Source organism: Niveibacterium sp. COAC-50 (genome assembly GCF_013184235.1).
GTDB classification, from domain to species: domain Bacteria; phylum Pseudomonadota; class Gammaproteobacteria; order Burkholderiales; family Rhodocyclaceae; genus Niveibacterium; species Niveibacterium microcysteis.
Genome location: NZ_JABCJM010000005.1, coordinates 65,270 through 90,102, shown reverse-complemented (window position 1 = coordinate 90,102; position 24,833 = coordinate 65,270). Strand labels below are relative to the sequence as shown.

The following is a 24,833-nucleotide window of genomic DNA, read 5'->3' as shown; positions in this document are numbered from 1 at the left end:
AATTGTGCAAGGCCTCGCCTAGGTGGAGGCCCGGAGCAGGGCCTCGTATTGCGCGGCCAAACGCTCAGCCACGTTCTCGATCGCGTAGCGCTCGACAATACGGCGGCGGGCGGCATCAGCTGCCGCGGCATACTCGGGGCCGGACATCAGTGCTGAGAAGGCTTCGGCAAAAGCCCCCGCCGTGGCCGCAACGATACGCCCGCCCTCGCCAACGATCTCCACTGCATCGCCGACATCGGTGCTTACCACCGGCACCCCACAGGCCATGGCCTCGGCGAGAACGTTCGGGAAGCCCTCACTTTTCGACGTGAGGGCCAGCAGATCGAATGCGGGGTAGATGCACTCCAGGTCGTGTCGAGCCCCCAGAAGATGCACCGCATCGCGCAGCGCATACTCATCCAGCCATGCCGCAAGTTCGGCATTCTCGGCGTCAAGCCCCTTGCCAACCAGGACAAAGCGCGCGTCGGGGCGCACTTGTCGCCACACGGCAGCCGCTTCAATGAACAACCGGTGGTTCTTTACCGGGCTCCAGCGTGCAACCATGCCGACAACCGGAGCGTTTTCGCCCATATCGAGCTCAAGGCGAAGACGTCGGCGCGCATCGTCGTCAGGACGGAAGCGCCGCACGTCGAGCCCGTTCGGCAGAACCTCGGTACTGGCAGCAGGCCAGCCGAGTCGCTCGCAACAGTATGCAGCGCTGCGCGCGGACACATTGAAGATCTTCGCCACTCGACCGACATACCACCGGGACAGCGCAATGGTCATTCGAGTAAAGCGGCTGTGACCATGCGCCGGGTCTGGTGTGTCACGCACGCTCCAACAAACGGGTAGCCCAAGGCGAGCACCCAAGAAACTTGCCGCGAGATTGCCGTGGTACATCCAACCCTGCAGCAGATGCGGCCTCAGATCACGTACGGTGCGGATGAAACGGCCGATTTCGGTGAACGGCCACCGCCCGGCTTGAAAACCGATGAATATCGGTTCGATACCGATTGCGCGATACTGCGGCGCTAACGTATCCAAGCGACCGAGCACGATCAGGGACACTTCGATACGGCGCCGATCAAGCGCCGTCAGAAGCTTGAGCAGCGCGTGCTCGGCGCCGCCAATGCCCAAACCGGTGATGACGATGCATACGCGAACGGTCGTCATGAGTCAGGCCTCGCGCCGTTCATCAGCGGCTTCGGGCGCGTCCACCTCTTCCCAAACGCGCATCCACAGCATCTTGCCGACGAGAATGCCGATCCACCCGAGCAGCAAGACGCCTTGGGACGCCCCCATCCGCCAGAGCATCAGACCACACAGGGCAATCAGCGCATTTAGGGCCCATAGCAAAGGAACCGACAGCTCTACCGACAAACCCTTCAGGCAAAGAATGTGATGCAGATGGGTGCGGTCCGGCCGCATGGGTGAGGCCCCCTGCAAGACGCGGCGTACAGACACGGTGGCCATGTCTAGGAGGGGAAGCGCCACGGCGTACAACAGCAGAACCGGCGGCATCGCCGGCTTCGCGCCACGCGACAAATGAATCGCGAACCAGCACAGCAAGACGCCCAGCGCCAAAGCACCCGCGTCGCCCAGAAAAACATGAGCACGCGCCAACATCGGATGGCGCGCGTTCACCACGAGAAAGCCCACGACACAGGACATCAGGCCCACGATCAACAGCACTTCGGTCTCGCGCCCGGCCGCCTGCGCAACAAACAGGAAGACCGAAAGCGCAATCAAAACGTGGCCGCCGGCCAGCCCGTCAGCGCCATCAGAGAGGTTGAGCGCGTTCACGACACCCACTATGACGAACACCGTTACCGCGGTATCGAGCGCGCCGAGCGGCAACCCACCCTCCACGCCGGGAACGGGAAGCTCGCCGAGAGAAAAGCCGGTGGCACGCAGCAAAAGCCATGCGGCAACGCATTGCGCGATGAGCTTCGCCCGCGCAGAAACCGGCCTTGCATCATCGACCACGCCAACGGCAAGCACGAGGCCGACCGGCAGCATGGCCTCGTACAGATTGCCACCGATCCCTCGCAACTTCAGCGCGAGGATGTAGGCCGCCATGATCGCCAGACCGCCGACGACCGGCACCGCACGGCCGTGGCGCTTTCGCTCGTCCGGCTTGTCCATCAGGGCAAGCCAAGGAGCGAGTCGCGCCAACACGAGGCAGAAGATCAGCGAGAGCGCGAAGGGATAAAAGACGTAGTTGAAGCTCATGCGCCGCCCGCTCCCGCCCCGCCTGCGAGGGGAAAGTACACATCGAGCGTGCGCGCGATTATTCGGTCGTCAGACAACTCCGCAAGCACTTTGCGCCGCGCCGCGGCACCCATAGCGCATGCCCGCTCGGGGGCTTCCAGCAGCGCGAGAACCGCCTGCGCCAGCGCCTTGGCGTCGCCCGCCGGCACCAGCAGTCCGTTGACGCCATCCTCCACCAGTTCGCGTGATCCCGGTACGTCCGTCGCAACCATTGGGCGCCCACAGGCAGCGGCTTCGAGCAAGGCTCGCGGCATTCCTTCACCCTGCGTGCTCGCCAGCACCGCGATATCGGCCTGCTGCTGCAGTTCCCGCACGTCGCTGCGATGGCCAAGAAACTCGACTACCCCCTCGGCTCGCCATTGCTCAAGCACGGCGTCGGGCACGCTCTCTGGATTGCCGGAATCGGGCGCGCCCGCCAACAAGAATCGCGCATTGGGTCGGGCGGCGCGCACGATACGCGCTGCCTCAACAAAGACACCGACGCCTTTCGACCAGAGCAGACGCCCCATCATCAAGACGTTTGCGCCTGCCACGCGCGGCTGCGGCGGGCAGAACGCTTCAACGTCAACACCATCCCCGGGAATCACATGTACCGACGCATGAGTCAGCGCCCCAAACGCGGCCAGCGTGTCCCGGTTGTCATGGTTCTGGAAGATCACCTGGGTGCCGATCAGCGACCTCCGATAAAAACCGACAACAACCGGGCGGATCAGACGCGCCTTCAAGCTCGTACCCAGCAGCGCAAAACCGAGGCCGGTAATCGAGTTCACCACTCTGGCGACATTCGCCCTGCGCGCCGCCCAGGAGCCGTACAGCACACACTTGATCGTAAAGTGATGAACGAGATCGGGCCGTACCTCGCGATAAAGCGCCAGTAGGCGACGCATCGCACGCGCCTCCTCCAGCGGATGAATGCCTGAGCGCGATAGCGCGAAGGCGCGCCAATCAAAGCCCTCGTTGCGCAAACGCGCCCCGAACTCGCCCGCCGGGCTCAGGAGAATGACCTCGTGGCCCGCTGCCCGCAGCGCACGCGCGAGCGGCAACTTGAAGTTCCAGAGGAACCAATCGGTATTGGCGAACAGCAGCACCCGCATCGTTCAAGACACCTGCGAGCGGTAACGCTGATACCACGCTTGGAACATGAGGATGTCCCACAGATAGTAGTGCCATGCAGCCTGGCCTCGCAGGTGCTCCTCCCACTTGCGGCGAATCGGCGCCGGATCGAACAGCCCGCTCTCCGCCAACGCAGAGGGAGACAGCAGGCACTCCGCCCATTCACGCAACGGCCCCCTCAGCCATGGGCCAAGCGGAATGCCGAAGCCTTGCTTCGGACGCTCGAAGAGCGATCGCGGAACGTGCCGTGCAAGGAGTTCGCGCATCAGCCATTTGCCGTTGCCCTGCCGTACCTTTAGAGACTCCGGCACCGTCCAAGCGAATTCGACAACGCGACGGTCCAGAAAGGGCGCGCGCGTTTCCAGACTCACTGCCATCGCGGCACGATCAACCTTGACCAGGATATCGTTGGGCAAATAGGCAAGCGTGTCGTGCGCCTGCATGAATTCGATGTCGCTGCGTCCGGCGCGCGCAGCCAATTCGGCCGCATCCAGAGCAGGCAAGCGTGCACCCGGCACAAGCAGTGCCGGGTCCTTCCAGTGCGAGATCAACTCGTCATAGAAACCAGCGGGCGACCGTTCACGCAACATTCGCGCGATACGACTGAACTTGTCCCCGGGTGAGTTGCGCAGCAAGCGTGGGCACAGGGGCCCGAGCCCATGCCCGAGGGCGTCCCACGCTTTGCTTGGCACAAGGCCTAACCCCGCCGCCGTCGCCCGCCGCAGCGGATACGGCACGCGCGAAGCAGCACGCCAGAACCCATCGCCGACAAAGTAACGCGTGTATCCCGCAAACAATTCGTCACCCGCATCGCCGGAAAGGGCGACGGTGACGTGCTGCCTGGCAAAATGAGACACGAGCCAAGTCGGCAACTGCGACGAGTCCGAGAACGGCTCGTCGTAAAGATCGGCCACGCGTGGCACGACATCCAGTGCGTCGCTACCGCTGAAGTAGAACTCGCGGTGGTCCGTGCCAAGGTGTGCTGCTACTTCGCGTGCATAGCGGGCCTCATCGAAAGCATCTTCGCGAAAACCGATCGTGAAGGTCTTCACCGGCCGCGCGGTGCGCTTCTGCATCATCGCGACCACGAGCGACGAGTCAATGCCGCCGGACAGGAACGCCCCGAGCGGCACGTCGGAAAGCATCTCCTGCTCAACGACCTCGCCCAGCACCGCTTCCAGCCGATCAACCCAGGGCTCGTCTGCCCCCGGAGGCGCCATGCGACTCGATTCACCGGCCAACATCACATCACGAAGCGACCAGTATGGTTGCGGCGTGCTGGCTCGGCGATCACGCACTTCAAGCCAATGGGCGGGAGGTAACTTGTGAACGTTCTGCCAAATCGACCAGGGCGCCGGGATGCTGTTGTAATGCATCAGCAGCCCCACCGAGTCACGGTCAATCTGCCCACGCCACGACGGATGGACATACAGCGCGCGAAGTTCGGAACCGAACAGAAACGCCCCATCGGGCATGCTGCCGTAGTAGAGCGGCTTCTCGCCAAGGCGGTCGCGGGCGAGAATCAAACGGCCAACCGCGTGGTCCCAAGCGGCGAAAGCGAACATGCCGTCGCATCGAGAGAGCGTTTCTTCAACGCCCCAGTAATCCAGCGCCTCGATCAGAAGTTCCGTATCCGAGTGTCCGCGCCAAGCCCCCCCTCCCCGAGCACGCTCAAGCTCAGCTCGTACGACAAGGTAGTTGTATATCTCGCCGTTGAACACGATGGTCCAGCGGCCAGATGCTGCGTGCATCGGCTGAAACCCGGCCTCGGTCAGATCAATGATCGCGAGACGGCGATGCGAGAGCGCCAGCCCGATGTCCGGCTGAGCCCATTCGCCACGCCCGTCGGGGCCCCGGTGAGCGATCGCCTCCCCCATCGAGCGGGCCATCGCGCCAAGCACCTCAGACGGCGCCGAGACGCTCCAAAAGCCCGCTATGCCGCACATACCGTTCCATCCCGCAATGCAAAGTTCTGGAGATTAAATGCAGCACCCGGTGTCATCAAGCAGAGGCCTCTCGCAAGAAGGCCGCCAACTTGTGACCCAACTTCGCCGTAGCGTATCCGTTTACCACTTGTTCTCGCCCCGCAACACCAGCAGCGGTCCCCACTTCAGGCTCACGCATCAGCATCACCAGCGCATCTGTCCAGTCATCGCTCGTGACTGCGCCCCAAGCGCCACCGCCGTCGATCACCTTGCGATTCATGCCCCACGGCGACGCCACGGCTGGCACGCCGCACGCAAGGTAGGTGAGCATTTTGAAACTGCACTTGCCACGGGTCCAAGGCGTATCCGGCATCGGCATCAACCCGACCCATGCCGACTGCACCGCGGCGACCTCGCGCTGGGGGGACCAAGGAATGAACTCAATCCGATCGGGGTCGAGCGATGCAAACACAGGGGGCGTGTTGCACACCACGCGCAACCGCGCTTGCGGAACGGCAGCCAATGCGCCAGCCAGAGCCTCCTCGATCTCATAGAGATACGGCAACCCGGCCGAACTGCCGGACCACACGATCACCGGCCGCGCATCCCGATCACCAGGCCGCCAGACGTCCGTATCAACGCCCGTCGGCAATATCTCCACGCGGGTCTGTCGCGCGAAATGGTCGGCAATGTACTCGTTGCCGCACAGCACCAGCCGAGCGCGTGCAGCAAGGCAATCGACCAGCCCCGCGCGCTGCGTGAGCCAGATTGCATCGTCCACATCAAGCACAGTTGGCGCGCGACACAAGTATTCCGGCAAAGAGAGTGTCGACACCATCTCGCGCTGGAACATCACCACATCCGCAGCATTCGCGGTCGCAGCGGCGTACGCCCGCTCGGCCAGCGTCATGGCCAGCCAAGGCAGGCGTTGTATACGAGACTCTGGTGGATAGCTACCAAAGCGCGCTGGACGCTCCTGTAACGAAACGCCAGCTTCAGCAAGTTGCGGCAGATACTGACGAACGCGGAATCGCGCAGAGGGAACATTGACCCCCTGCGTGAATGCCACGGCGCGGAGCGGCTGAATCATGGGAGCCGCCTGAAAAGACGCAGGCGACCAGCAATCAAGCGGCGCAGGCCGGCAAGATCCGTCGCAAGCACGACTACGCAATACATGGCTGCACCAAGCAAGACCTTGATACACAACCCCAAAGCACCGCTGATCGGCACCATGAAAACCGCGAGCGCCATCGCTGATGCCGCACCCGCCACCACCAGCAAGTCCCTGGTCGCCCACTGCGGGCTCAGGGTATGCCGACCAACCAAGTAACTTGCTACGCAGCCGCTAGCTTGCGCGAGCACCGCCACAACCGCGGCCGCGCCAATCCCGTAACGTGGGACCAGCAGCAAGTTCAGCGAAACGCCCAACACCGCACAACCGCCCGCAATCAGACTCTGCGTACCCATACGCTGCGCAAGGTGCAGCGGCAAGTCGAACAGATAGGAGCGCATGCCTCCTAGCAACGCGGCCAGCGCAAGCCAAGGCATTACCTTTGATGCATCGGCACGGAACGCCGACCCTAGCAGCACGTCAGCCAAATCGTGCGCAACCAGCGCGAATCCGAGCGCTGCAGGAACCATCACAAGCAATGACAGTTGCGCATAGCGGTTCACCTGCGCCTTCAACTCGTGGCTACCCGCCTCCCACTGGGCGATCAGCCGCGGAAACCACGCGAGATGAAATGCGCTGAAGAGCAGCCCGAACCCTTGTTGAGCAAGATCCCCCCCCGCGCTATACGCGCCCAGTTGCGCCGGCGCGACATTCGCGGCGAGCACGAGTCGGTCACCCCATTGCAGCAGCGCGCCAGTAAGTAGAGCAAACATCACTGGCAAGGCATAAGCGCGCACTTCAGGGAGTGTTGCGGCATCGAAACGCCCTCGCGCCACCTCCAGCCAGGCCAAGCGCCCAAAGAGCGCAGTGGCACACAGGAAACCCAAGCATGTGCCCGCAACCGCGCCTGCAGCCCCCCAACCCAGCAGCAAGGCAATGCCCCCTGCGATCAGCGCGATGATCGCTTTGCAGAGATAAAGGCGCCCGTAGCGACGGGCCTGCAGTGTGCTGGAACAGTGTTGTGCCGAGAAATCAAAGCCGGCCTGAGACAAACCCAGTGCAAGCGCCAGCCCCACCACGCCAGTCGGCAACCAGTGTGGCGAAGCAATCCCGAGCGCAAGCGCGAGCAGGACGACGACGCCCGCCGCGATAAGCAGCAGACGGCCCAAGGTCCCTACAAACGCCGCCCCCCCGGGGCGCGGCAGGAAACGGGCGAGCGCCGAATGAATCGGCTGTACCAACACGCCGGCAATGAATCCACTGACAACGACCGCCAGCGTCCAGCGCGCGTAACCCTCGGGGCCGAGCAAGCGTGCAAATACGGAAACGGTCAGAACCGCGAGCGCACCCGATGCCCCCCGAAAGACGAAGTACGCGAGACTCGAACGCAGCGACATCGCCAGCTCAAATGCGACGCAGTCGATACTCGACTTCGTAGCACGGCAGCAAATAGCAGAGATTTTCCTCGTGGAACTCCTGCAACCACGTGGCCAGATTGAAGAACGGGCCGATCAATCGCTTGAGCAAGCCACGGAACGGGAACGGAGAATCGAAACCAAGCCGCACGGCCTCAAGCTCAAACACTGCGGTGCGGCCGTAATTAGGCACCTTGCGCTTCAGCAAGCTGTCGCGCGCAAAGTAGGACATCGTGTAGAGCCCGAAGTGGCGGCTATGCGTCGGATCAGAATAGAAGTACGGATTGGAGAAGTGCGGCACCTTCACCGTGAGCACCGCTCCGGGCGCAAGCGTCCGCCCCAGCTCGTCAATCAGCCGAGACAAATCGCCGATATGCTCGAAAAAGTGCGCGGAATAGCACGCGGCGACACTATCGCCCGGCAAAGCGGCCAGCACCTCGAACACATCACCGACGACGTCTACACCGTCAAAATCCAGAGCATCGATACCAACCGCAGCCGGATCCGTCTTGCTCGGGCCGCAGCCAAGTTCAATCTTCAGCCGCTCTCCGGCCTGAAAGCGGGGCAACACCCCGCGCTTGTCGTGAAAAGCCATGACCGCAGTACGCTCGTCGTTTCAGGGCAACGCGCCAGTATACCGGCCCCGGCACGCGTCACTGCTTGCGTAGACAATTTTCGGATTGCACCGAAACGATCGGCCGATAACCGTCCGCCACCTCTGCCCACTCGCGCAACATTTGGTGGTGGCGCGGAAAGCCCTCACACAGCACAAGCGACATCCGTTCGACGCCCGGGCGATCGCCTGCCATGGCTTTGGCGAGCAAGCATTGCGTGCCTAACCCCCATGACGGGCGCGCCTTGAAAGCAGCGTCACACTGCTGCGCGACTCCGGCCGCCGTGATCGGTTCTGGCCTCCAGGTCTGCAGTTCGAGCGCGCGCGCGTGGTCTGCCACAATCGACCAGTCAGGAATCCGGGATAGCGCGGCGCGAATGCGCACACGTCCGGCATCTGTGGTTTGGCTGCGCTGGCCCGACCAGTCCGCGTAAGCGTGCTCGACGATAACGTAATCGCGCGCCACCCACACCAGTCCTACGACGAAGAGTGCACTCAGCACTCGCATCGCCCACGCGGGAACTTCGACGGTTCTAGCCGTCGGATCCGTCTTCGATAGAATCCCGCAGAATAGGCCCGCCGGAATGATGAAGTAGGTGTACCAAAGCGGGTACTCCACCATGCTATGCAAGCCGATAACCGACAGCCCGCTCAGCGCAAAGAGCCGATCAGGCGTCATCGGCACACGTAACTGGCGGAATAACCACCACCCCGCCACACCCAAAGACAGCACCGCAAACGGCAACCCCATCGTCGCTGCCAAATGTAGCGGCAGGTTGTGAGCATGCTCCGCAAATTTGGAGAACGGCACATGCGGAGTCAACGGCATCTGCTCGACCGCCCAGCCGTGAAAGCCCCCGACGCCGACGCCAAACCATGGATGCGCCTTGATGGCGGACAGCGCCAGCGACCAGTCATAGAGACGCTGGCCGTTCGAACCACTATCGGCTGCGCGAGCAATCGAAGACGTCACACCCACTTCGTCAAATACGCCGGAATAGTTCAGTGCAAGTTGGACCGCAACCGCCAGCACCGACACAACTATCAGCTCTTTTGCAGCCGACCTCGCTCCAGCAGAGCGCGCACGCACCCCCATCCCACCAACAACAAGAAATGCCACGAAATAGAGCCACGCAGCCCTTGACGCTGAAGACGCGATTGCCGCCGCAAGCCAGACAGTGACACCCCTGCGCCACAGCGGTGTCCGAAATACTGGCAAAGCTGCCACGAGAGCGATACTCAACAACGCTGCATAGTGGTTTGCTTGACCAACGTTTCCGAACGCTTGATTGTATATTTTGGCGAGCACGAAGCCGCCACCCGCCACTCCCGCCAATTGCAGTGCGCCAAGCAAGGACTGAAAGAGGCCGCACATGAGCATGGCGAGACACACGGTGGCGACCAACGGCCCGCCAGAACGCCCAACCAGCCTCGCAGCAAGAAACAAGGCCAAGTAAGCAGAAAACCCCACTCCCGCGGACCGCCCCTCGGCGTTCAACGCCGCTCCTAAAACCAGCAAGGCGACGACAACGAAGAGTTCGTCGCATTGAACCGGCCCACAATCGTGCTCAGCAAGCAGGGTCAACCCGAGAAGCGCTGCGCACAACCATTCAACCCAAAACACTATCTGCGGCTGCGTCCGAATCAACATGAGCGTCGGAAGAGTCAGTGCAGTGATTAACGCCGCACGAGGCAACACCGGAAAGCGTTCCAAAATCCACACCCACCATTCAAAAACGCGAAGCATTCCGGACATCGAACGCTATCTGCACGCAGCATCCGGCCAATACCGCGGACCACAACTACAAGGCATAGAGGCCATACCAGGAGCGTTCAACCGATCGTGCGAAAAGCCTCAAGCATCGCCGGCCACCGAGAAAAGCATGAGCGACTCGCAGCACCGAGAACGAACCCGCCTCAAGCTGCGCGACTGCGAAATGGGATCACACGCGGCGGCCATCTAAAAACCGCCGGATAGCCATCGCAATTAGTCGCCGCGAACGCGAAACGCCATTCGCCGCAATCAATAACACCCGCCTAGCGAGCAACGACGGAGACGATCCAATGTCATCAGAATAGGACGGGCAGCGGCGCCCGCCCATACGCTCGCCCACTCGATCACAACACGCTAGCGCGATATGCTCTCGATGTTTCCTACATCCATTTCGGACTTTGAATACGCAACCAGCGCCGTTACCGGAATGCTGTTGTATTTCATTTTCCCCAACTTCCGGAACCCGGCAGTTACCTCTTCAGCAAACTGGGTCTTTCGCCCCAACTCACGCAGAGCCTTCGCTCTGACCAGTATCAGAAGTTCAATCCGTTCCGGTGATGCAAGTCGACCAGCCCCGTCTGCAGCACTCAACGCATCCGAAAGCGCCAGAACTCGCTCGGATTGGTCTCTCAGTGCCGCATCCAATAACGCCCACCACTGCTGTAAGGCCGGATCTTGTGTAATGCACGCGTTCTTCGCCAAAGTGCGCCAGAATACGGGCCGCTCGCTTGTATTGAGCGAGAAAAATGCCGCCGAAGCCAGATCAACCATGCTCGACTCAAGCGCCACAATATCGTTCGCGCCCAACGGGCAGGAACTGGCGGTCAGCGCAAACCCACGCAAGGCGGGAAACAGGTCGAATCCGGACAGCGCGGGGTCCTGAACAGCGCGTCCATTCATAGCAGACGTCAGCAGGGCGCGCGACGCGTGAAAGCGCTCGGATAATGGCGGACGCGGCAAATCGTCAAGCGACTCCGCTTTCAATAACGATGTCGCGCGAACGCCCAGCACTTCCGCGACCGGCACTTTTGAAAAACGCAGCGAGAGAATCCCGTCAGCATCCTGTTTCATAAAGCGACTTCTAGCCGCCCCCTGATCCAAAACCGGGAAGTAGTCGGAATTCTTGGCCACATTAAACTGATCGAAGAAGGGCTGAAGTTCGAGCTTCGCTCCGACTTTCCGCACCGCCCATTCGTCGACGAATTGCACGCCAGCCGTCTCCGCGACCTCCAGGACTTCCCGTCTAGAGAGGACTGATGCGTTCGGACCAGAAACACGCCCGCTTGAAGTCGCTACCACAATCAGGTCACCCTGCGACGACTGATAAATAACGTAGTCCGAAAACTGAGAGCCAAGAGCTTTCATCACCGAAGCAACGAGCGGCAACTCGAGCTCGTAGGTGTGCAACCACTGAACAAATAGCCCGCCCTCGTTAAGGTGCGTTCGAACGCGCCGATAGAACTCATCGGTAAAGAGACCTGCAACCCCTGAGACCCAAGGATTGGATGGCTCGGAGACAATAAGGTCATATTTTCCAGCTGATCGAGCAAAGTAGGCCTTTGCATCGTCAATCACAATGTGGCTGCGGCTATCCGAATAGACCCGATCATTAAGCGGAGAGAACTTCCGCGCCCCTTCAACGATCGCGGGTTCAATCTCAACGGTATCCACACGCTGCAGCACTGGTGACGCAAGCAGTACTGAGCTTGATATTCCAGAGCCAAAACCGATTACGGCTGCGGTCTTGGCTGAAGGGAAATGCAAAGGCCCAGCCAAACCCATCATTACCATCGTTGGATAGTCCTGAGCCTGTCGCGGTTGCTTCTTTCCCGGAAAAGCCGCTGCGTCTGGCTTACCGTTGGTCATAATCGTCACCAGGCCATCGGGATACTTGGTGACTGCAATCGTCGCAGACTTCCCGTCACGGAAGAACGTAACATCAGCTGTTGAACCGAGAGTCGCCCTGCCGTAGCGAAACACCCCTGAAGCTGCTTTCTTCTGGTCGATTTCGCTGAATCCACCGACCAACGCCACCGCCAACATTCCCGTAGCGCCGACAAGAATCGTGGAAATCCTTCGCTTCCGGTCGGCCGTTCCGCACGCGAAGAAAAGAACCAGACCAAGGACCACATCAAGCGCTGCGGCGAAGACGAGGCTCCCCTTTACACCGATGAGCGGCAAACCGATATGGACAACCAGCCCAACGCCGATGATGGCCCCGATCGTATTTGCGGCATATACGCGCCCAATATATGACTCGCCAGCACCGGAGCGGATCAATACATGAGTAATAAGCGGCAGAGTCATCCCCGCGGCAATTGTCGCGGGCAGCATCACCGCCATCGCTAGCAGGGCACCGCCAAAGTTGAAAAGCGCGTACCCCTGGAGCGTTGGCGTTAGTGCAGCCATCAGAAAGCTCATGGCCCCAAACAGGCGGTCGTAGACAGGCAAGGTCAACGCAGCGCATACACCCATCACGACCTGAACGTATGCCAGGACAAGCAATGGGCGACGAATCGACTCGATCCGATTTCTGATCAAGTATCCACCTACCGCCAAACCAAAGAGAAAACTGGCAAGCATCAACTCAAATGCATGGGTCGACGACCCAAGCACCAGATTGAGCATGCGAATCCAGACTACCTCATAGAAAAAGGACGACAAACCTGTTAGCGCAGCCACTAACAAAAGGAGGCGAATCGGAGTCGAACCACGCTCTTCGCTCGACTGAACAAAGTTGTCCGCCACCGGCACTGACTTCGATATACCGTAAACAGCAATCGCCAAGACAATGTTGCCAATTCCTGCGGTCAGCAAGCTCCCGGGAAGCCCGACAGCGGGCACCAGCAGGAAGGCGCTCAGCAAGACGCCGACAACGCCCCCGAGAGTATTCTGCGCATAAAGCAATGCAAGAGGACGGCCAACGGCACCGTCGGCCAAACGCAGGTATCCCGCTGTCATCAGCGGAAATGTCGCCCCGAGCAAAATGGACTGGGGCAGAATCAGGGCTGCGGATAGCCCCCACTGGGCATAACACAGCGAGTCCGCACTGCAAGTCGCTGGAATCAAGACCGCATAAGCCCAATCGGTCGCGACGACAAACACACCATGAAAGACTAACGCCAGCACGCCAATGGCCAGCTCCACCAAGGCATACCATCGCAGCGGGTTCGATAGCCGCTCAGTAAAGTAGCCTGCCGCCCACGCACCGAGTGCCATGCCGCCTATAAATACGACCAGAACCAGCGTTTGTGCGTATGCGGCGTGCCCAAGAAATAGCTTCAAATAATGCGGCCAAATCGATTCGTAGATCAAGCCGCATACACCCGAGAACAAGAACAGCACTACGAGCACATGGCGTCTAACGGTCGGAATCATGATTCAGTCTTTACAGTTGGAAGCACGGAGCATTGACGAAAAATAAGTGTGGGGCGTTTGGAAAATCCGGCCAAAAGTACATGCAAGCCGGATCGCGACGCTCGATACTACCAAGGCCTGAGATCAACCACGGCGACGACTTTCCCGCTTTCTCGTTGCACCAGCACGGTCATGTGGCGAGATTTAGCCATCATCGGCAGGTAAGCGTTTGCAGCGGGCCAAGAACGAAGGGTGTCACTAACCTCCTTCGCTGCGTTGAATTGCGTAAGCCGCGAAAGCGGCTGCGCTTGGCGGCGGATCTGCTCGGCAGCCCTCTCAAGTGGTTGATAGAGTTCGGGCCTCTGCGGCAGATCAACCCCCCCAACCACCGCGTCGAACAACAAGCGGTCATGTTCCGCATTATCGCTGGGCGCACGCTGTGAAACCCAGCGCGGCCCCAGCCACGATTGGCGTCTGTAATCAGGGTTCGCCTCGGACAGCTTCCGCTCATCGACATTGAAAGACTGAATGAGATCGAAACGCCCTGCGTTGTACACCAGCCACACCGGCCGGCCGCTAGCAAGGCTCGCGATTCCATAGCCAAACGCAGCAACCTGCAATACCACGATCACCAAAAGATCAAGCCACAGAAGACGTTTGCCGGGTTTATAGACAATCAAAGTCAATAACGGCCCCAGCGTCACATCGACGGCGAGCAATATCAAATAGATCGATGTCACGCCGACCGCGGACTGCAGCGGCGACGGATACCAGATTTGAAAAACCACTATCAGCGAACACAAGGCGACAGCAGTCGACCCTGAAAGATGCGCCAGAAAAACGCGTACGCGCGGAACTATCGTCATTCTGAAACTTTAACGCCAAAAAAAAGAGACCGCAAAGCGGTCTCTTTTTTGGGCCCTCTTAAGTCTGAATATCAGAGGCCGCCAAGAACCTTCTGACGGCACGGGGCCGGGAAGAACTTGTAGTCGGTCGTTGCAGCATCCGTACCGCAGGACCAGCCTTGAATCGCGTCGGTCGCTGCTGCCATAGCCTTGGTGCGGGCAGCATCAGTGGTCGGCTGCAGGATGATGACTTTAGTATTCGCGCCCGTAGCCACATTCTGGATTGCGCCGGACGTAATCTTGCCAGTAGTGCTGTCCACAGCCAAACCAGCAGCCATGTACTTGGTAGTAACCTTACTGCTGCAACCGGCGGCATCAGCATCGGCAGGGAACTGCGAGTTTGCTTGAATGAACTCGGACACGCCGTTTTTACATGCATCCAGTTGCAGCATAACTTCGGTCACCTTCGAGCGAGCAGTGTAGTCTTGGTACGCAGGCAGAGCCACCGCCGCCAAAATGCCGATGATCGCAACCACAATCATCAGTTCGATAAGAGTAAAACCGCGCTGCATCGTCTTCATAGCAATCTCCTGTCTCAATGGTTTCGGCGTAGCGATCAACTCTGCTGATCACATCCGCACAAACCCTTTTTAGCACATCCCGTGCCAACCGCCTGACGAAACACAACAACTTGTTTTTATTGGAAAAAATCAGAAAAGAATCAAGATTAGTCAGCGCAAGGTGCCGATTTTCGTCATTCATCGGCTCAATCGCGACACCCCCATGCCATCTGCACATCAAAACAACGCCCAATCTGGACTGGGTCGCTAGCGCTGATTCGTCAAGGTGAGTGGCGCCCGCCGCGCGAACACGACTCACCTGATCTCTACCGACTAGGTTGATATCAGAACGGTATTAGAGCCCGCCAAGGACCTTCTGGCGGCAGGGAGCCGGGAAGAACTTGTAGTCAGTCGTTGCCGCGTCCGTACCGCAGGACCACCCTTGAATCGCATCGGTCGCAGCGGCCATCGCCTTCGTGCGCGCAGCATCAGTGGTCGGCTGAAGAATAAGAACCTTAGTGTCCGCACCTGTCGCGACGCTCTGAATTGCTCCAGAGGTGATCTTGCCGGTGGCGCTGTCTACTGCCAAGCCGGCGGCCATGTACTTGGTGGTCACTTTGCTGCTGCAGCCGGCAGCGTCCGCATCGGCAGGAAATTGCGAGTTCGCCTGGATGAACTCCGACACACCGTTCTTGCAAGCATCAAGCTGCAGCATGACCTCAGTCACTTTCGAGCGCGCAGTGTAATCCTGATACGCGGGTAGAGCGACGGCAGCCAAAATTCCGATGATCGCAACGACGATCATCAGTTCGATCAGTGTAAAACCGCGTTGAAGTGACTTCATGACTTTCTCCAGGGAACTGTTTGAGCGGGCGGAATGCCCACACCACCAGCACAACGCATTTGTCATGCCAGAACCCGGTTTCGTCACAAGTCATTGTTTATAAGAGAGCTATTTGACAACGCGCACCTAGAGAGCACATGCGGATTGTCAAATTTCGTCACATCGCAGCCGCTTTAGGTCAACCCGAACTCCGCTGCAACTGCTAGCCCCCCCTCGGAGCAGACGCACGTCTGAGCGGGGGCAGTCAAGCAACGAAGGCGATCCGATCAACTCCTAACGAATGCACACCTTCCGCACCTGCTTCATGTCCGTCACACCCTGCAGCACCTTCTCGATGCCGTCCTGTCGCAGCGTGCGCATCCCGTCAGCAAGCGCCGCCGTAACCAGCTCCGAAACGGGTGCTCGGACCTGCACGAGGTGTTTGACCTCGGCAGAGCCGACCATCATTTCGTGCAGGCCGACGCGGCCCTTGTAGCCGTCAGAGCAGTGTTCGCAGCCTTTCGCCCGGTAGAGCAGCAGTTGCCCCTCGTGGCCGAACTGCACTCTCCATTCTGCGAGTAGCGCTGCCTCGGCGGCCGCCGGATCTGCCTGGAATTCAGGCGTCTGGCGCATATCTTCGCAATACTCGGCGATCAAGGCCGCTACCTCGTCGTCGTCCGGGTGGTAGGCCTCCTTGCAATGCTTGCAGAGCCGCTTGGCGAGGCGCTGCGCGAGCACGCCGAGCAACGCATCGGCAAAGTTGAACGGGTCCATCCCCATGTCGAGCAGGCGCACCACCGATTCTGGCGCGCTGTTTGTGTGCAGCGTGGAGAGCACAAGGTGGCCCGTCAGCGAGGCTTCGATGCCGATCGTCACGGTTTCCTTGTCGCGCATCTCGCCAACCATGATGACGTCAGGGTCGGCACGCAGGAAGGCACGCATTACAGCGACGAAATCCAGCCCGGCCTTGCGGTTAACCTGAACTTGGCGCAGGCCGCGCTGCGTGATCTCGACCGGGTCCTCGGCGGTCCAGATCTTGGTGTCGGGCGTGTTGAGCTCTTTCAGGATCGAATGCAGCGTGGTGGTCTTGCCGGAGCCGGTTGGGCCGCAACAGAAGAAGATGCCGTAGGGCTTATTGATCGTGTTGCGCAGGCGCTCGAGATTGCGCGGCGACATGCCCAGATCCGACAGCGGCAGCGGCTCGCCGTTCGCCAGCAGACGCATCACCACGTCTTCCATGCCGCCCGCGGTCGGGATGGTCGCGACCCGCAGCTCGATATCCAGGGGCCCGTACTTGCGGAAGCGGATCTTGCCGTCCTGCGGTTTGCGGCGTTCGGAGATATCGAGGTCGCACATGATCTTGATACGCGTGACCAGCGGGTTGCGGTAACTCGCAGGCACCTCGATGTACGGCACCAGTGAGCCGTCCTTGCGGAAACGGATCAGCGTCTTTTCCTTGCCCGGGCGCGGCTCGATGTGGATATCCGAGGCGCCCTGCCGATGCGCCTCGATGATGATCTTGTTGACCAGCTTGACGAGTTCGTTGTCGGCGGCCGCGGAGATTTCGTCCTGCGACGGCGCGTCGCGCTCGTCGTCGCCCAGGCCAGACAGCATGTCGGACACCGAAGCCTCATCCATGCCCTGCTCGAACAACTGCTGCGCCGTCTTCTCGAACTCGCGCCGTGTCGTGACGCGGAACGATAGCTTTGCGCCCGGGAAGACATTGTCGGCCACCCGCGCGCCGCGCACCTGCTCGGGGTCGGTTGTGAGGACAATGATCCCTTCCTGCGTCTCCTCCAGCGGCAGCCAACCCGCCTGCAACACATAGTCCTTCTTGATGTTGCGCAGCAGATGCATCGACTTGACCCGCTCCTGCCGAAACGGCTCGTAGGGCACGCCGTAAAACCGTGCCATCGACTCACCGACCAGCGCTGCGGCTATCCGCACTTCGTCGAGCAGAATTGCTTCGATCGTTGTATTCCGCGCGCGGGTCTGCTTTTCGATCTCCTCGAGTTGCTCGGGAGTCACGGCGCCAGTGCGCGTCAGGTAGTCGTACTTGTTGCGCAGCGGCTTTTCCTGGGAAAGACGCTGCGCAAACGCGACGCCCAGGGTCTGCGCAAGCCCCTGCAGCCCCTCTTCGTCGATGGCGGTAAAGGCCGAGCCATCCCGCGCATTAATCAGTTGCACAACGCCAAGGAGTTCGCTTTCCGCCGCCCCCATGATCGGCGCCACCAGCATCTGCTTGCTGTGGTAGCCGCTGCGCTCATCCACCTCGCGGCGAAACTCAAGATTGGGCGAGATCTGGCTCAGCTCAGCCGCGTCGTAAACATCGTGGATGTTGAGCAGCGTCTTATGCAGGGCAACGTAGCCCGCGACGCTGCGGTCCGAGATCGGCAACCGGATCGCCTTGATCGAATGCAGACCGGTCTTGACCTTGGAGACGATCGCCGCCCCCGACTCGTCCACCGTATATAAAGTGATGCGTTCGGCGCCAAACAGGCTGCAGATATCGGCCGAGAGCTCGAAGATGATCTCGTCGATATTGTTTGTGGCGTGTATGCGCGCCGTCAGCGCCTGCAGGCCCTTGAAAAACGCGAGCCGCCGGCTCAGATCGCCGGCGCTGGTGCGCCCCGGAATGGCACTCATCGATCAACCCCCAGATGGCTTACTGCCAAGGCCCGATGATACTGCCACCAACCCTGGCTTGCGCCGGGATCAGAGCGCGAACACCTGCTCGTTCCGAAGAATCTGTGGCTTCAAACGGCCGCTGTACGCCGCCAGCTCGGCGGTGATCTCGGCAGCCTGCGCCGGCTTGAGGTGTGTCACATAGATCTCGGGCGACACGATCAGCCGATCAAGCACCGAAAACAGCATCTGCGGACACAGATGGCGCGCGGCGAGCGCCAGATCATGCTGCATGTTCGGGAACGCCGTTTCGATGATCAGGGCGCGCAGGTCGTTGATTGCGTTGATTGCCTCGATCTGCGCGTCACACACGGTGGTGTCACCCGAAAAAACGAGGCTTGCCCCGGTCTCGGAACGGATCTGGTAGCCAACCGCGGGCACCGCGTGCAGCGCCGGCAGCGCTGTAACCCGCCGGCCATCAATGTCAGCCCACTCGCCGATGCGCAACTCGTTGAAGCGCATCAGCGGATGCGCGCGATCCGGAATCGCAGAAAAATCGGGCCAGATCAGCCAGTTGAAGATATGTGAGCGAATGATGCGCAGCGTTTCCGGCGCCGCATGAACAGTCAGCGGGCGACTGCGGTAGTCACCGACGGTGTCGATGATGAATGGCAGGTAGGCAATGTGATCGAGATGCGCATGCGTCAGGAACACATGGTCGATTGCCATCAGCGCCGGCACATCCAGTACCCCGGCGCCAGTGCCGCAATCGATCAGGATGTCGTCGTCGACCAGAAGCGAAGTCGTGCGGACATCGAGCCCACCAATGCCGCCGCTACAGCCGAGTACCCTGACCTCCACGGCCCGATCCGCCTGCGAGCGCTCAGCCGGCGCGCAGGTAGAACTCCATCTTGACGCCGGCAAGCTCGATCACGTCGTGATCCTGCAGCGGGTGCGCCTGCGCATCGATCTCACGGCCGTTGACCACCGGGAAAGCAGTGCCCTCGACGTGCGTAATGAAGTAGCCATGCGCACGGCGCGTGATGACAGCCACCTGCAGGCCCGGTTTGCCAAGCGTGGTCAGCGATTTGGTCAGCTCAAGCTCGCGGCCCGCATTGCGTCCAGAGAGAATCTGCACCACGCCGATCTGGTTAGCCTGGTCCGCCTCCGGCTGCGACCAATTGGTGCCGGAGAGCCCCCCAGTCGTCACCCCTTGCGTCGCGCTCTGTGCTTCCGCGAAGCCGGTCACCATGGTGTCGGCGGCTGCGCGCATCGTGGTGTTCTGGGTCTTCGTGAAGTCCTGCGGCACTTCGAAGGCCTTCTCGAAGGTGTTGGCCGACGCCGGTGGTGGCGTGTCCTTGAGGAACTTGAGCCGGTACTTGCCGAGCTCGACGATATCGCCGTCCTTCAACGCATGCTTTTTCACCGGCTGCCCATTCACATAGGTGCCGTTGGTGCTGTTCAAGTCCTCAAGGAACGCATCCTGGAGGATGGTCGCAATCGATGCATGCTCGCCGCTGATCGCCAGGTTGTCGATCTGGATGTCGTTGTGCGGCTTGCGGCCGATCGTGATGCGCTGTTTGTCCAGCGCGATTTCCTTCAGCACGAGGCCGTCCATGCTCAGGACGATTTTGGGCATGCGGAACTCCAAATTGGGGTAAGTGCCACTTGCGGACAAGCTCACCAAGGGTGGAATCATGCCGCGCCCCGCCTCGGGGGGCAACGGGTTCCGGTCAAATCAATAGGGCAAGGCTGTGCCGAGTTTGGCACTACGCGCGCGCGCAAGCACCTCGACGCCGAGCGCGAGGTCCTGCACCGCCAAGCCTTGCGACTCGAACAACGTGATCACGGCCGGATCGGTGCGCCCCGCGCGATGTCCTGCGACGATCTCACCAAGTTCCACCAACCGCCCTTCGGTCAGCCGCCCTTTCTCAAGCGCAGGCAACAAATCGCCCGCTTCCCGCAAGGCCGTCGCTCGGGTATCGACGACGATGAGGCCAGCGCGTCCGACGGTTGTTTCGTCGATCTCGCGCCGAATTAGCGCGTTGGAGCCCGCGGCGTTGATGTGACAGCCGGCCGGTAACCACGCGCCGTCGAACAGCGGCTTGGGCGACGTGGTGATGGTGACCACCACATCGGCCGCGCGCACTTCGGCTTCGACATCCTTGGCGGGCGTCACCGAGCGCCCGACTTGCGCCGTCATCTCGGCGCAGAAGGCATCGCACTTCGCAGCATCGCGCGCGACCACGGAGAACTGTTCAATCGGCAGGCTGAGCGCCAACGCTTCGATCTGCCCGCGCGCCTGCCAACCGGCACCGAAAATTACGGCGCGGCGGGCGTTCGGCCGTGCGAGCCAGCGCGCCGCGACGCCGCCTGCTGCGCCCGTCCGCATCATGCCGAGCCGGTCAGCTTCGATCACCGCCAGTGGATCGCCGTTGTCGGCATCGAACAGGTGAAGCCAGAACCGCACACCGGCGCGCGACGAGGTATAGGTCTTGTAGCCGGTGACGCGTCGCGCGTCGAGCAGACCGCCTTGCAGCAGGTGCTGGATCACGGCGCCGGCCCGCACGCGCTGGCGTGGGTAGTCGACCGCCTCACCGGCAGCAAGCGCGCGATGGGCAGATTCCACCGCGGCAAGCGCCAGCGGCATATCGACCACCTGTGCAACCTCCGTCTCGGACAAATACAGCGCAGCCATGTTAGCCCTCCTCCAACACCCTGTAGCCCGCCTGCCGGCGACGAGCTATCAGCCAGCCGATCAGCACGACCACCAAGGCCCCGACCGCCGAGGCGACGTAATGCAGCCAAGCCGGCTGCCCCGCCACCAACGGCCGCATTGCCGGATCGCTGAAGATCATCGCGCCCGCGACCCAACCGAGCAGCCCGGCACCAAGGGTGACGATGATCGGCATGCGCTCCATCGCCTTCATGATGATCTGGCTCGCGAACACGATGATAGGAATGCTGACAAGGAGCCCGAACACCAGCAGCGGAATGCTGCCGTGCGACGCGCCGGCCACCGCGACGACGTTGTCGAGGCTCATCACGAAATCCGCCACGATGATCGTCTTGACCGCGCCCCAGACGTTGCCGGCACCGTGGATCTCGTGCTCGCCTTCCTGCTCCGGCACCAGCAGCTTCACGCCGATCCACAGCAACAGGATCCCGCCGACGATCTTGAGCCACGGCCAGTCCATCAGTAGTGCCGCAAAGGCCGTCAGCACCACACGCAGCCCCACCGCCCCGAGCACGCCCCACAGGATACCGACCCTGCGTTGCGCGGGCGCCAGGTTGCGACACGCCAGCGCAATCACGACCGCGTTGTCGCCCGACAGCACCAGGTCGATGACGATGATCTGCGCAACGGCGTACCAGAAAACGGGATTGGAAAAATCGGGCATCGGGGCGGGGGCGTTTAAAAGTGAGAGTTTAGCGGAGCATGCCGCGCGGGCGTTCGACGCCTCAAAACGAAAACGCCCGGCTCACGCCGGGCGCTTGATGCAGCGGACCTCGACGGATCAGAGCATCGCCTTGAGCAGGCGCGCCATCTCAGACGGGTTGCGCGTCACCTTGAAGCCGCACTCTTCCATGATGGCGAGCTTGGCGTCGGCCGTATCAGCACCACCGGAAATCAACGCACCGGCGTGGCCCATGCGTTTGCCGGCCGGGGCGGTCACGCCAGCGATGAAGCCAACGATCGGCTTCTTCATGTTGGCCTTGCACCACATTGCCGCTTCGGCTTCGTCCGGACCGCCGATCTCGCCGATCATGATCACCGCGTCGGTGTCCGGATCGTCATTGAACATGCGCATCACGTCGATGTGCTTCAGACCGTTGATCGGGTCACCACCGATGCCGACTGCCGAGGACTGGCCCAGCCCGATTTCAGTCAGTTGCGCCACGGCTTCGTACGTCAGCGTGCCAGAGCGCGACACCACACCGATACGGCCCTTGCGGTGGATGTGACCCGGCATGATGCCGATCTTGATTTCGTCCGGCGTGATCAGCCCCGGGCAGTTCGGCCCCAGGAGCAGGGTCTTCTTGCCGCCGGCCGCTTCCTTGGCCTTCATCTTGTTGCGCACTTCGAGCATGTCGCGCACCGGAATGCCCTCGGTGATGCAGATCGCCAGATCCAGGTCGGCCTCGACGGCTTCCCAGATCGCAGCGGCAGCCCCCGCCGGCGGCACGTAGATCACCGACACGGTGGCGCCGGTTTCCGAAGCGGCCTCCTTCACCGAACCGAAGATCGGGATGTTGAAGATGGACTCGCCCGCCTTCTTCGGGTTCACACCCGCGACGAAGCAGTTCTTGCCGTTGGCGTATTCCTGGCACTTTTCGGTGTGGAACTGGCCGGTCTTGCCCGTGATGCCCTGGGTGATGACCTTGGTGTCTTTGTTGATCAGAATCGACATTTCAGAGTTCTCCGGGCATTACTTGACGGCAGCAACGATCTTTTCGGCCGCTTCGGCCATGGTGTCCGCCGAGATGATCGGCAGACCCGATTCGGCAAGGATCTTCTTGCCGAGGTCTTCGTTGGTGCCCTTCATGCGAACGACCAGCGGCACGGCCAGATGCGTTTCCTTGGCCGCGGTCACCACGCCGGTGGCGATGGTGTCGCACTTCATGATGCCGCCGAAGATGTTGACCAGGATGCCCTTCACCTTGGGGTTCTTGAGCATGATCTTGAAGGCTTCGGTGACCTTCTCGGTCGTCGCGCCGCCGCCCACGTCGAGGAAGTTCGCCGGCTCGGCGCCGAAGAGCTTGATCGTGTCCATGGTCGCCATGGCGAGGCCGGCACCGTTCACCAGGCAGCCGATGTTGCCGTCGAGCGAGATGTAGGCGAGGTCAAACTTCGAGGCCTCGATTTCGTCAGCGTCCTCTTCATCCAGGTCGCGATAGGCAACGATTTCCGGGTGGCGGAACAGCGCGTTCGCGTCGAAGTTGAACTTGGCGTCCAGCGCCTTGATGTTGCCGTTGCCTTCGAGGATCAGCGGGTTGATTTCCGCCAGCGAAGCGTCGGTTTCCATGTAGCAGGTGTACAGGCGCTTGAGCGTATCGACGGCTTGCGGGATCGAGGCTTCCGGTACGCCGATGCCGCTTGCGAGTTCCTTGGCTTGCGCGTCGGTCAGGCCTGCCGCGGGATCAACGAAGACCTTGATGATCTTCTCCGGCGTGTTGTGCGCGACTTCCTCGATGTCCATGCCGCCTTCGGAGGACGCCATCATGGCAACCTTCTGCGTGGCGCGGTCGGTCAGCGCGGCAACGTAGTATTCCTTCTTGATGTCGGCACCTTCCTCGATCAGCAGGCGGCGGACCTTCTGGCCTTCCGGGCCGGTCTGGTGCGTGACCAGTTGCATGCCGAGGATCTCGTTGGCGAGCGTGCGCACTTCGTCGAGCGAACGGGCCAGCTTCACGCCGCCGCCCTTGCCACGGCCACCTGCGTGAATCTGGGCCTTCACCACCCAGATCTTGCCGCCCAGCTCCTCGGCGGCCTTGACGGCCTCATCGACGGAAAAACACGGAATGCCGCGCGGCGTAACGACGCCATATTTGCGCAGGACTTCTTTCGCCTGGTACTCGTGAATCTTCATGGTTGCCCTTCGATCTCTGCCCCCGCCCGGGGTCGCCGGGCTCAGCGGGCTCAATGTTGGTATCGGGTCGGAACACGGGCAGACGAGACGGACTGCGCCCCCTTTGACGCAGCGGATGCCGACTCTCCCCCTCCCTCGGCAAAAGCCAGACCGGGCGCTCGGCAGCCCCGTTGCCGCAGTGCAACACCCGGATTCGGCGGATTGTAACCGAATCGCCCTTGCGGGTTACTTACGTGTTTTCCGAGTCGGCAACGGTACGCGGCCGGTACCACCGCGGGTAGTACTTGCGCGCCGCTGCACCTGATGAATCCAGCGCGTGGCAGCGATCGAGCTGGTAGGGCTTGCGGTCGCCGGAGTCATCTTCGCGCACCAGGGTCGCAAAGGTTTGCAGCGCGACGGTTGGCAAAGTCAGCAGCAGTTCGGTGACATGGGTGCAGCCCTTCACTTCGGCGAACCGCTCCATCATTGCCTTGCGAAAGCCTTGGAACAGATTCAACCCGATCAGCTGGCGATAGGCTGGTGCGATCGTTTCGCAGTAGCCGGTGTACGGCGCCCATGCGGTATCGGCCAGTGCATCAACGATGTTGAAGTGGCGATCGATGGTCAGGCGCACCCGCATCTCGTGCACCGGCGTGCCGGCCGGCCGCACGCCAGAGAGTATTTCGTAGTCTGCGTCCTTCAAATCCACCAGCGTGGCATCGAGGTCGAACAGGCCGTCGTCGCGCACAAAGCCTTCTGCCTCGATGCGGCGCGTGTGGAGTCGCCGGCGCGCAATGGCCGGTTCCGGAAAAGCCATGATTCCCCCTGCTTCAGCCCGCGCCCCCTGCGCGA

General features: G+C 61.1%; 20 protein-coding genes. All 20 read right to left on the bottom strand.

The window, feature by feature from the left end:
* Window positions 1-18: 18 nt before the first annotated feature.
* On the bottom strand, window positions 19-1,152 hold the full coding sequence (locus HH302_RS17605; RefSeq protein WP_172203572.1) for a glycosyltransferase: 1,134 nt from the start codon (window positions 1,150-1,152) through the stop codon (window positions 19-21).
* A gap of 3 nt (window positions 1,153-1,155) precedes the next feature.
* Window positions 1,156-2,124, bottom strand: coding sequence for an MraY family glycosyltransferase (locus HH302_RS17600; RefSeq protein ID WP_172203571.1), 969 nt, complete (start codon window positions 2,122-2,124; stop codon window positions 1,156-1,158).
* Between the two features lie 83 nt (window positions 2,125-2,207).
* Complete coding sequence (locus HH302_RS17595; RefSeq protein ID WP_172203570.1) at window positions 2,208-3,344, bottom strand: glycosyltransferase family 4 protein; 1,137 nt, start codon at window positions 3,342-3,344, stop codon at window positions 2,208-2,210.
* Between the two features lie 3 nt (window positions 3,345-3,347).
* On the bottom strand, window positions 3,348-5,309 hold the full coding sequence (gene asnB, locus HH302_RS17590; RefSeq protein WP_172203569.1) for an asparagine synthase (glutamine-hydrolyzing): 1,962 nt from the start codon (window positions 5,307-5,309) through the stop codon (window positions 3,348-3,350).
* A 55-nt stretch (window positions 5,310-5,364) separates the two neighbouring features.
* Entirely contained in the window at window positions 5,365-6,378 is a 1,014-nt protein-coding gene (locus HH302_RS17585) for a glycosyltransferase (RefSeq protein ID WP_172203568.1), read from the bottom strand.
* A complete protein-coding gene (locus HH302_RS17580; protein ID WP_172203567.1) occupies window positions 6,375-7,796 on the bottom strand; it encodes a lipopolysaccharide biosynthesis protein in 1,422 nt (473 codons plus the stop codon). Before HH302_RS17580 ends, HH302_RS17585 begins: the two co-directional genes overlap by 4 nt.
* Window positions 7,797-7,803: 7 nt before the next feature.
* A complete protein-coding gene (locus HH302_RS17575) occupies window positions 7,804-8,409 on the bottom strand; it encodes a methyltransferase type 11 (RefSeq protein ID WP_172203566.1) in 606 nt (201 codons plus the stop codon).
* A 58-nt stretch (window positions 8,410-8,467) separates the two neighbouring features.
* On the bottom strand, window positions 8,468-10,183 hold the full coding sequence (locus HH302_RS17570; RefSeq protein WP_172203565.1) for a PglL family O-oligosaccharyltransferase: 1,716 nt from the start codon (window positions 10,181-10,183) through the stop codon (window positions 8,468-8,470).
* Window positions 10,184-10,555: 372 nt separating this feature from the next.
* On the bottom strand, window positions 10,556-13,579 hold the full coding sequence (locus HH302_RS17565) for a spermidine synthase (RefSeq protein WP_172203564.1): 3,024 nt from the start codon (window positions 13,577-13,579) through the stop codon (window positions 10,556-10,558).
* A 107-nt stretch (window positions 13,580-13,686) separates the two neighbouring features.
* Window positions 13,687-14,424 (bottom strand): TfpX/TfpZ family type IV pilin accessory protein, encoded by a 738-nt coding sequence (gene tfpZ, locus HH302_RS17560; RefSeq protein WP_216661965.1) that lies wholly within the window; start codon window positions 14,422-14,424, stop codon window positions 13,687-13,689.
* 71 nt (window positions 14,425-14,495) lie between these two features.
* Complete coding sequence (locus tag HH302_RS17555) at window positions 14,496-14,984, bottom strand: pilin (RefSeq protein WP_172203563.1); 489 nt, start codon at window positions 14,982-14,984, stop codon at window positions 14,496-14,498.
* A 334-nt stretch (window positions 14,985-15,318) separates the two neighbouring features.
* The gene (locus tag HH302_RS17550; RefSeq protein ID WP_172203562.1) at window positions 15,319-15,807 is read right to left on the bottom strand and encodes a pilin; all 489 of its coding nucleotides are present in this window, start codon (window positions 15,805-15,807) and stop codon (window positions 15,319-15,321) included.
* A 273-nt stretch (window positions 15,808-16,080) separates the two neighbouring features.
* The gene (locus HH302_RS17545) at window positions 16,081-18,432 is read right to left on the bottom strand and encodes a GspE/PulE family protein (protein WP_172203561.1); all 2,352 of its coding nucleotides are present in this window, start codon (window positions 18,430-18,432) and stop codon (window positions 16,081-16,083) included.
* A gap of 69 nt (window positions 18,433-18,501) precedes the next feature.
* A complete protein-coding gene (locus tag HH302_RS17540) occupies window positions 18,502-19,272 on the bottom strand; it encodes a 3',5'-cyclic-nucleotide phosphodiesterase (protein WP_172203560.1) in 771 nt (256 codons plus the stop codon).
* Window positions 19,273-19,294: 22 nt separating this feature from the next.
* Window positions 19,295-20,050 carry an FHA domain-containing protein gene (locus HH302_RS17535; protein WP_172203559.1) on the bottom strand — a complete coding sequence of 252 codons (756 nt, stop codon included), beginning with the start codon at window positions 20,048-20,050 and terminating at the stop codon, window positions 19,295-19,297.
* Between the two features lie 99 nt (window positions 20,051-20,149).
* Window positions 20,150-21,109, bottom strand: coding sequence for an ornithine cyclodeaminase family protein (locus HH302_RS17530; RefSeq protein WP_172203558.1), 960 nt, complete (start codon window positions 21,107-21,109; stop codon window positions 20,150-20,152).
* Between the two features lies 1 nt (window position 21,110).
* Window positions 21,111-21,812 carry a TerC family protein gene (locus tag HH302_RS17525; RefSeq protein WP_172203557.1) on the bottom strand — a complete coding sequence of 234 codons (702 nt, stop codon included), beginning with the start codon at window positions 21,810-21,812 and terminating at the stop codon, window positions 21,111-21,113.
* A gap of 117 nt (window positions 21,813-21,929) precedes the next feature.
* The gene (sucD, locus tag HH302_RS17520; RefSeq protein WP_172203556.1) at window positions 21,930-22,823 is read right to left on the bottom strand and encodes a succinate--CoA ligase subunit alpha; all 894 of its coding nucleotides are present in this window, start codon (window positions 22,821-22,823) and stop codon (window positions 21,930-21,932) included.
* An 18-nt stretch (window positions 22,824-22,841) separates the two neighbouring features.
* On the bottom strand, window positions 22,842-24,002 hold the full coding sequence (sucC, locus tag HH302_RS17515) for an ADP-forming succinate--CoA ligase subunit beta (RefSeq protein WP_172203555.1): 1,161 nt from the start codon (window positions 24,000-24,002) through the stop codon (window positions 22,842-22,844).
* A gap of 229 nt (window positions 24,003-24,231) precedes the next feature.
* Window positions 24,232-24,798, bottom strand: coding sequence for a DUF2889 domain-containing protein (locus tag HH302_RS17510; protein ID WP_172203554.1), 567 nt, complete (start codon window positions 24,796-24,798; stop codon window positions 24,232-24,234).
* Window positions 24,799-24,833 lie beyond the last annotated feature (35 nt).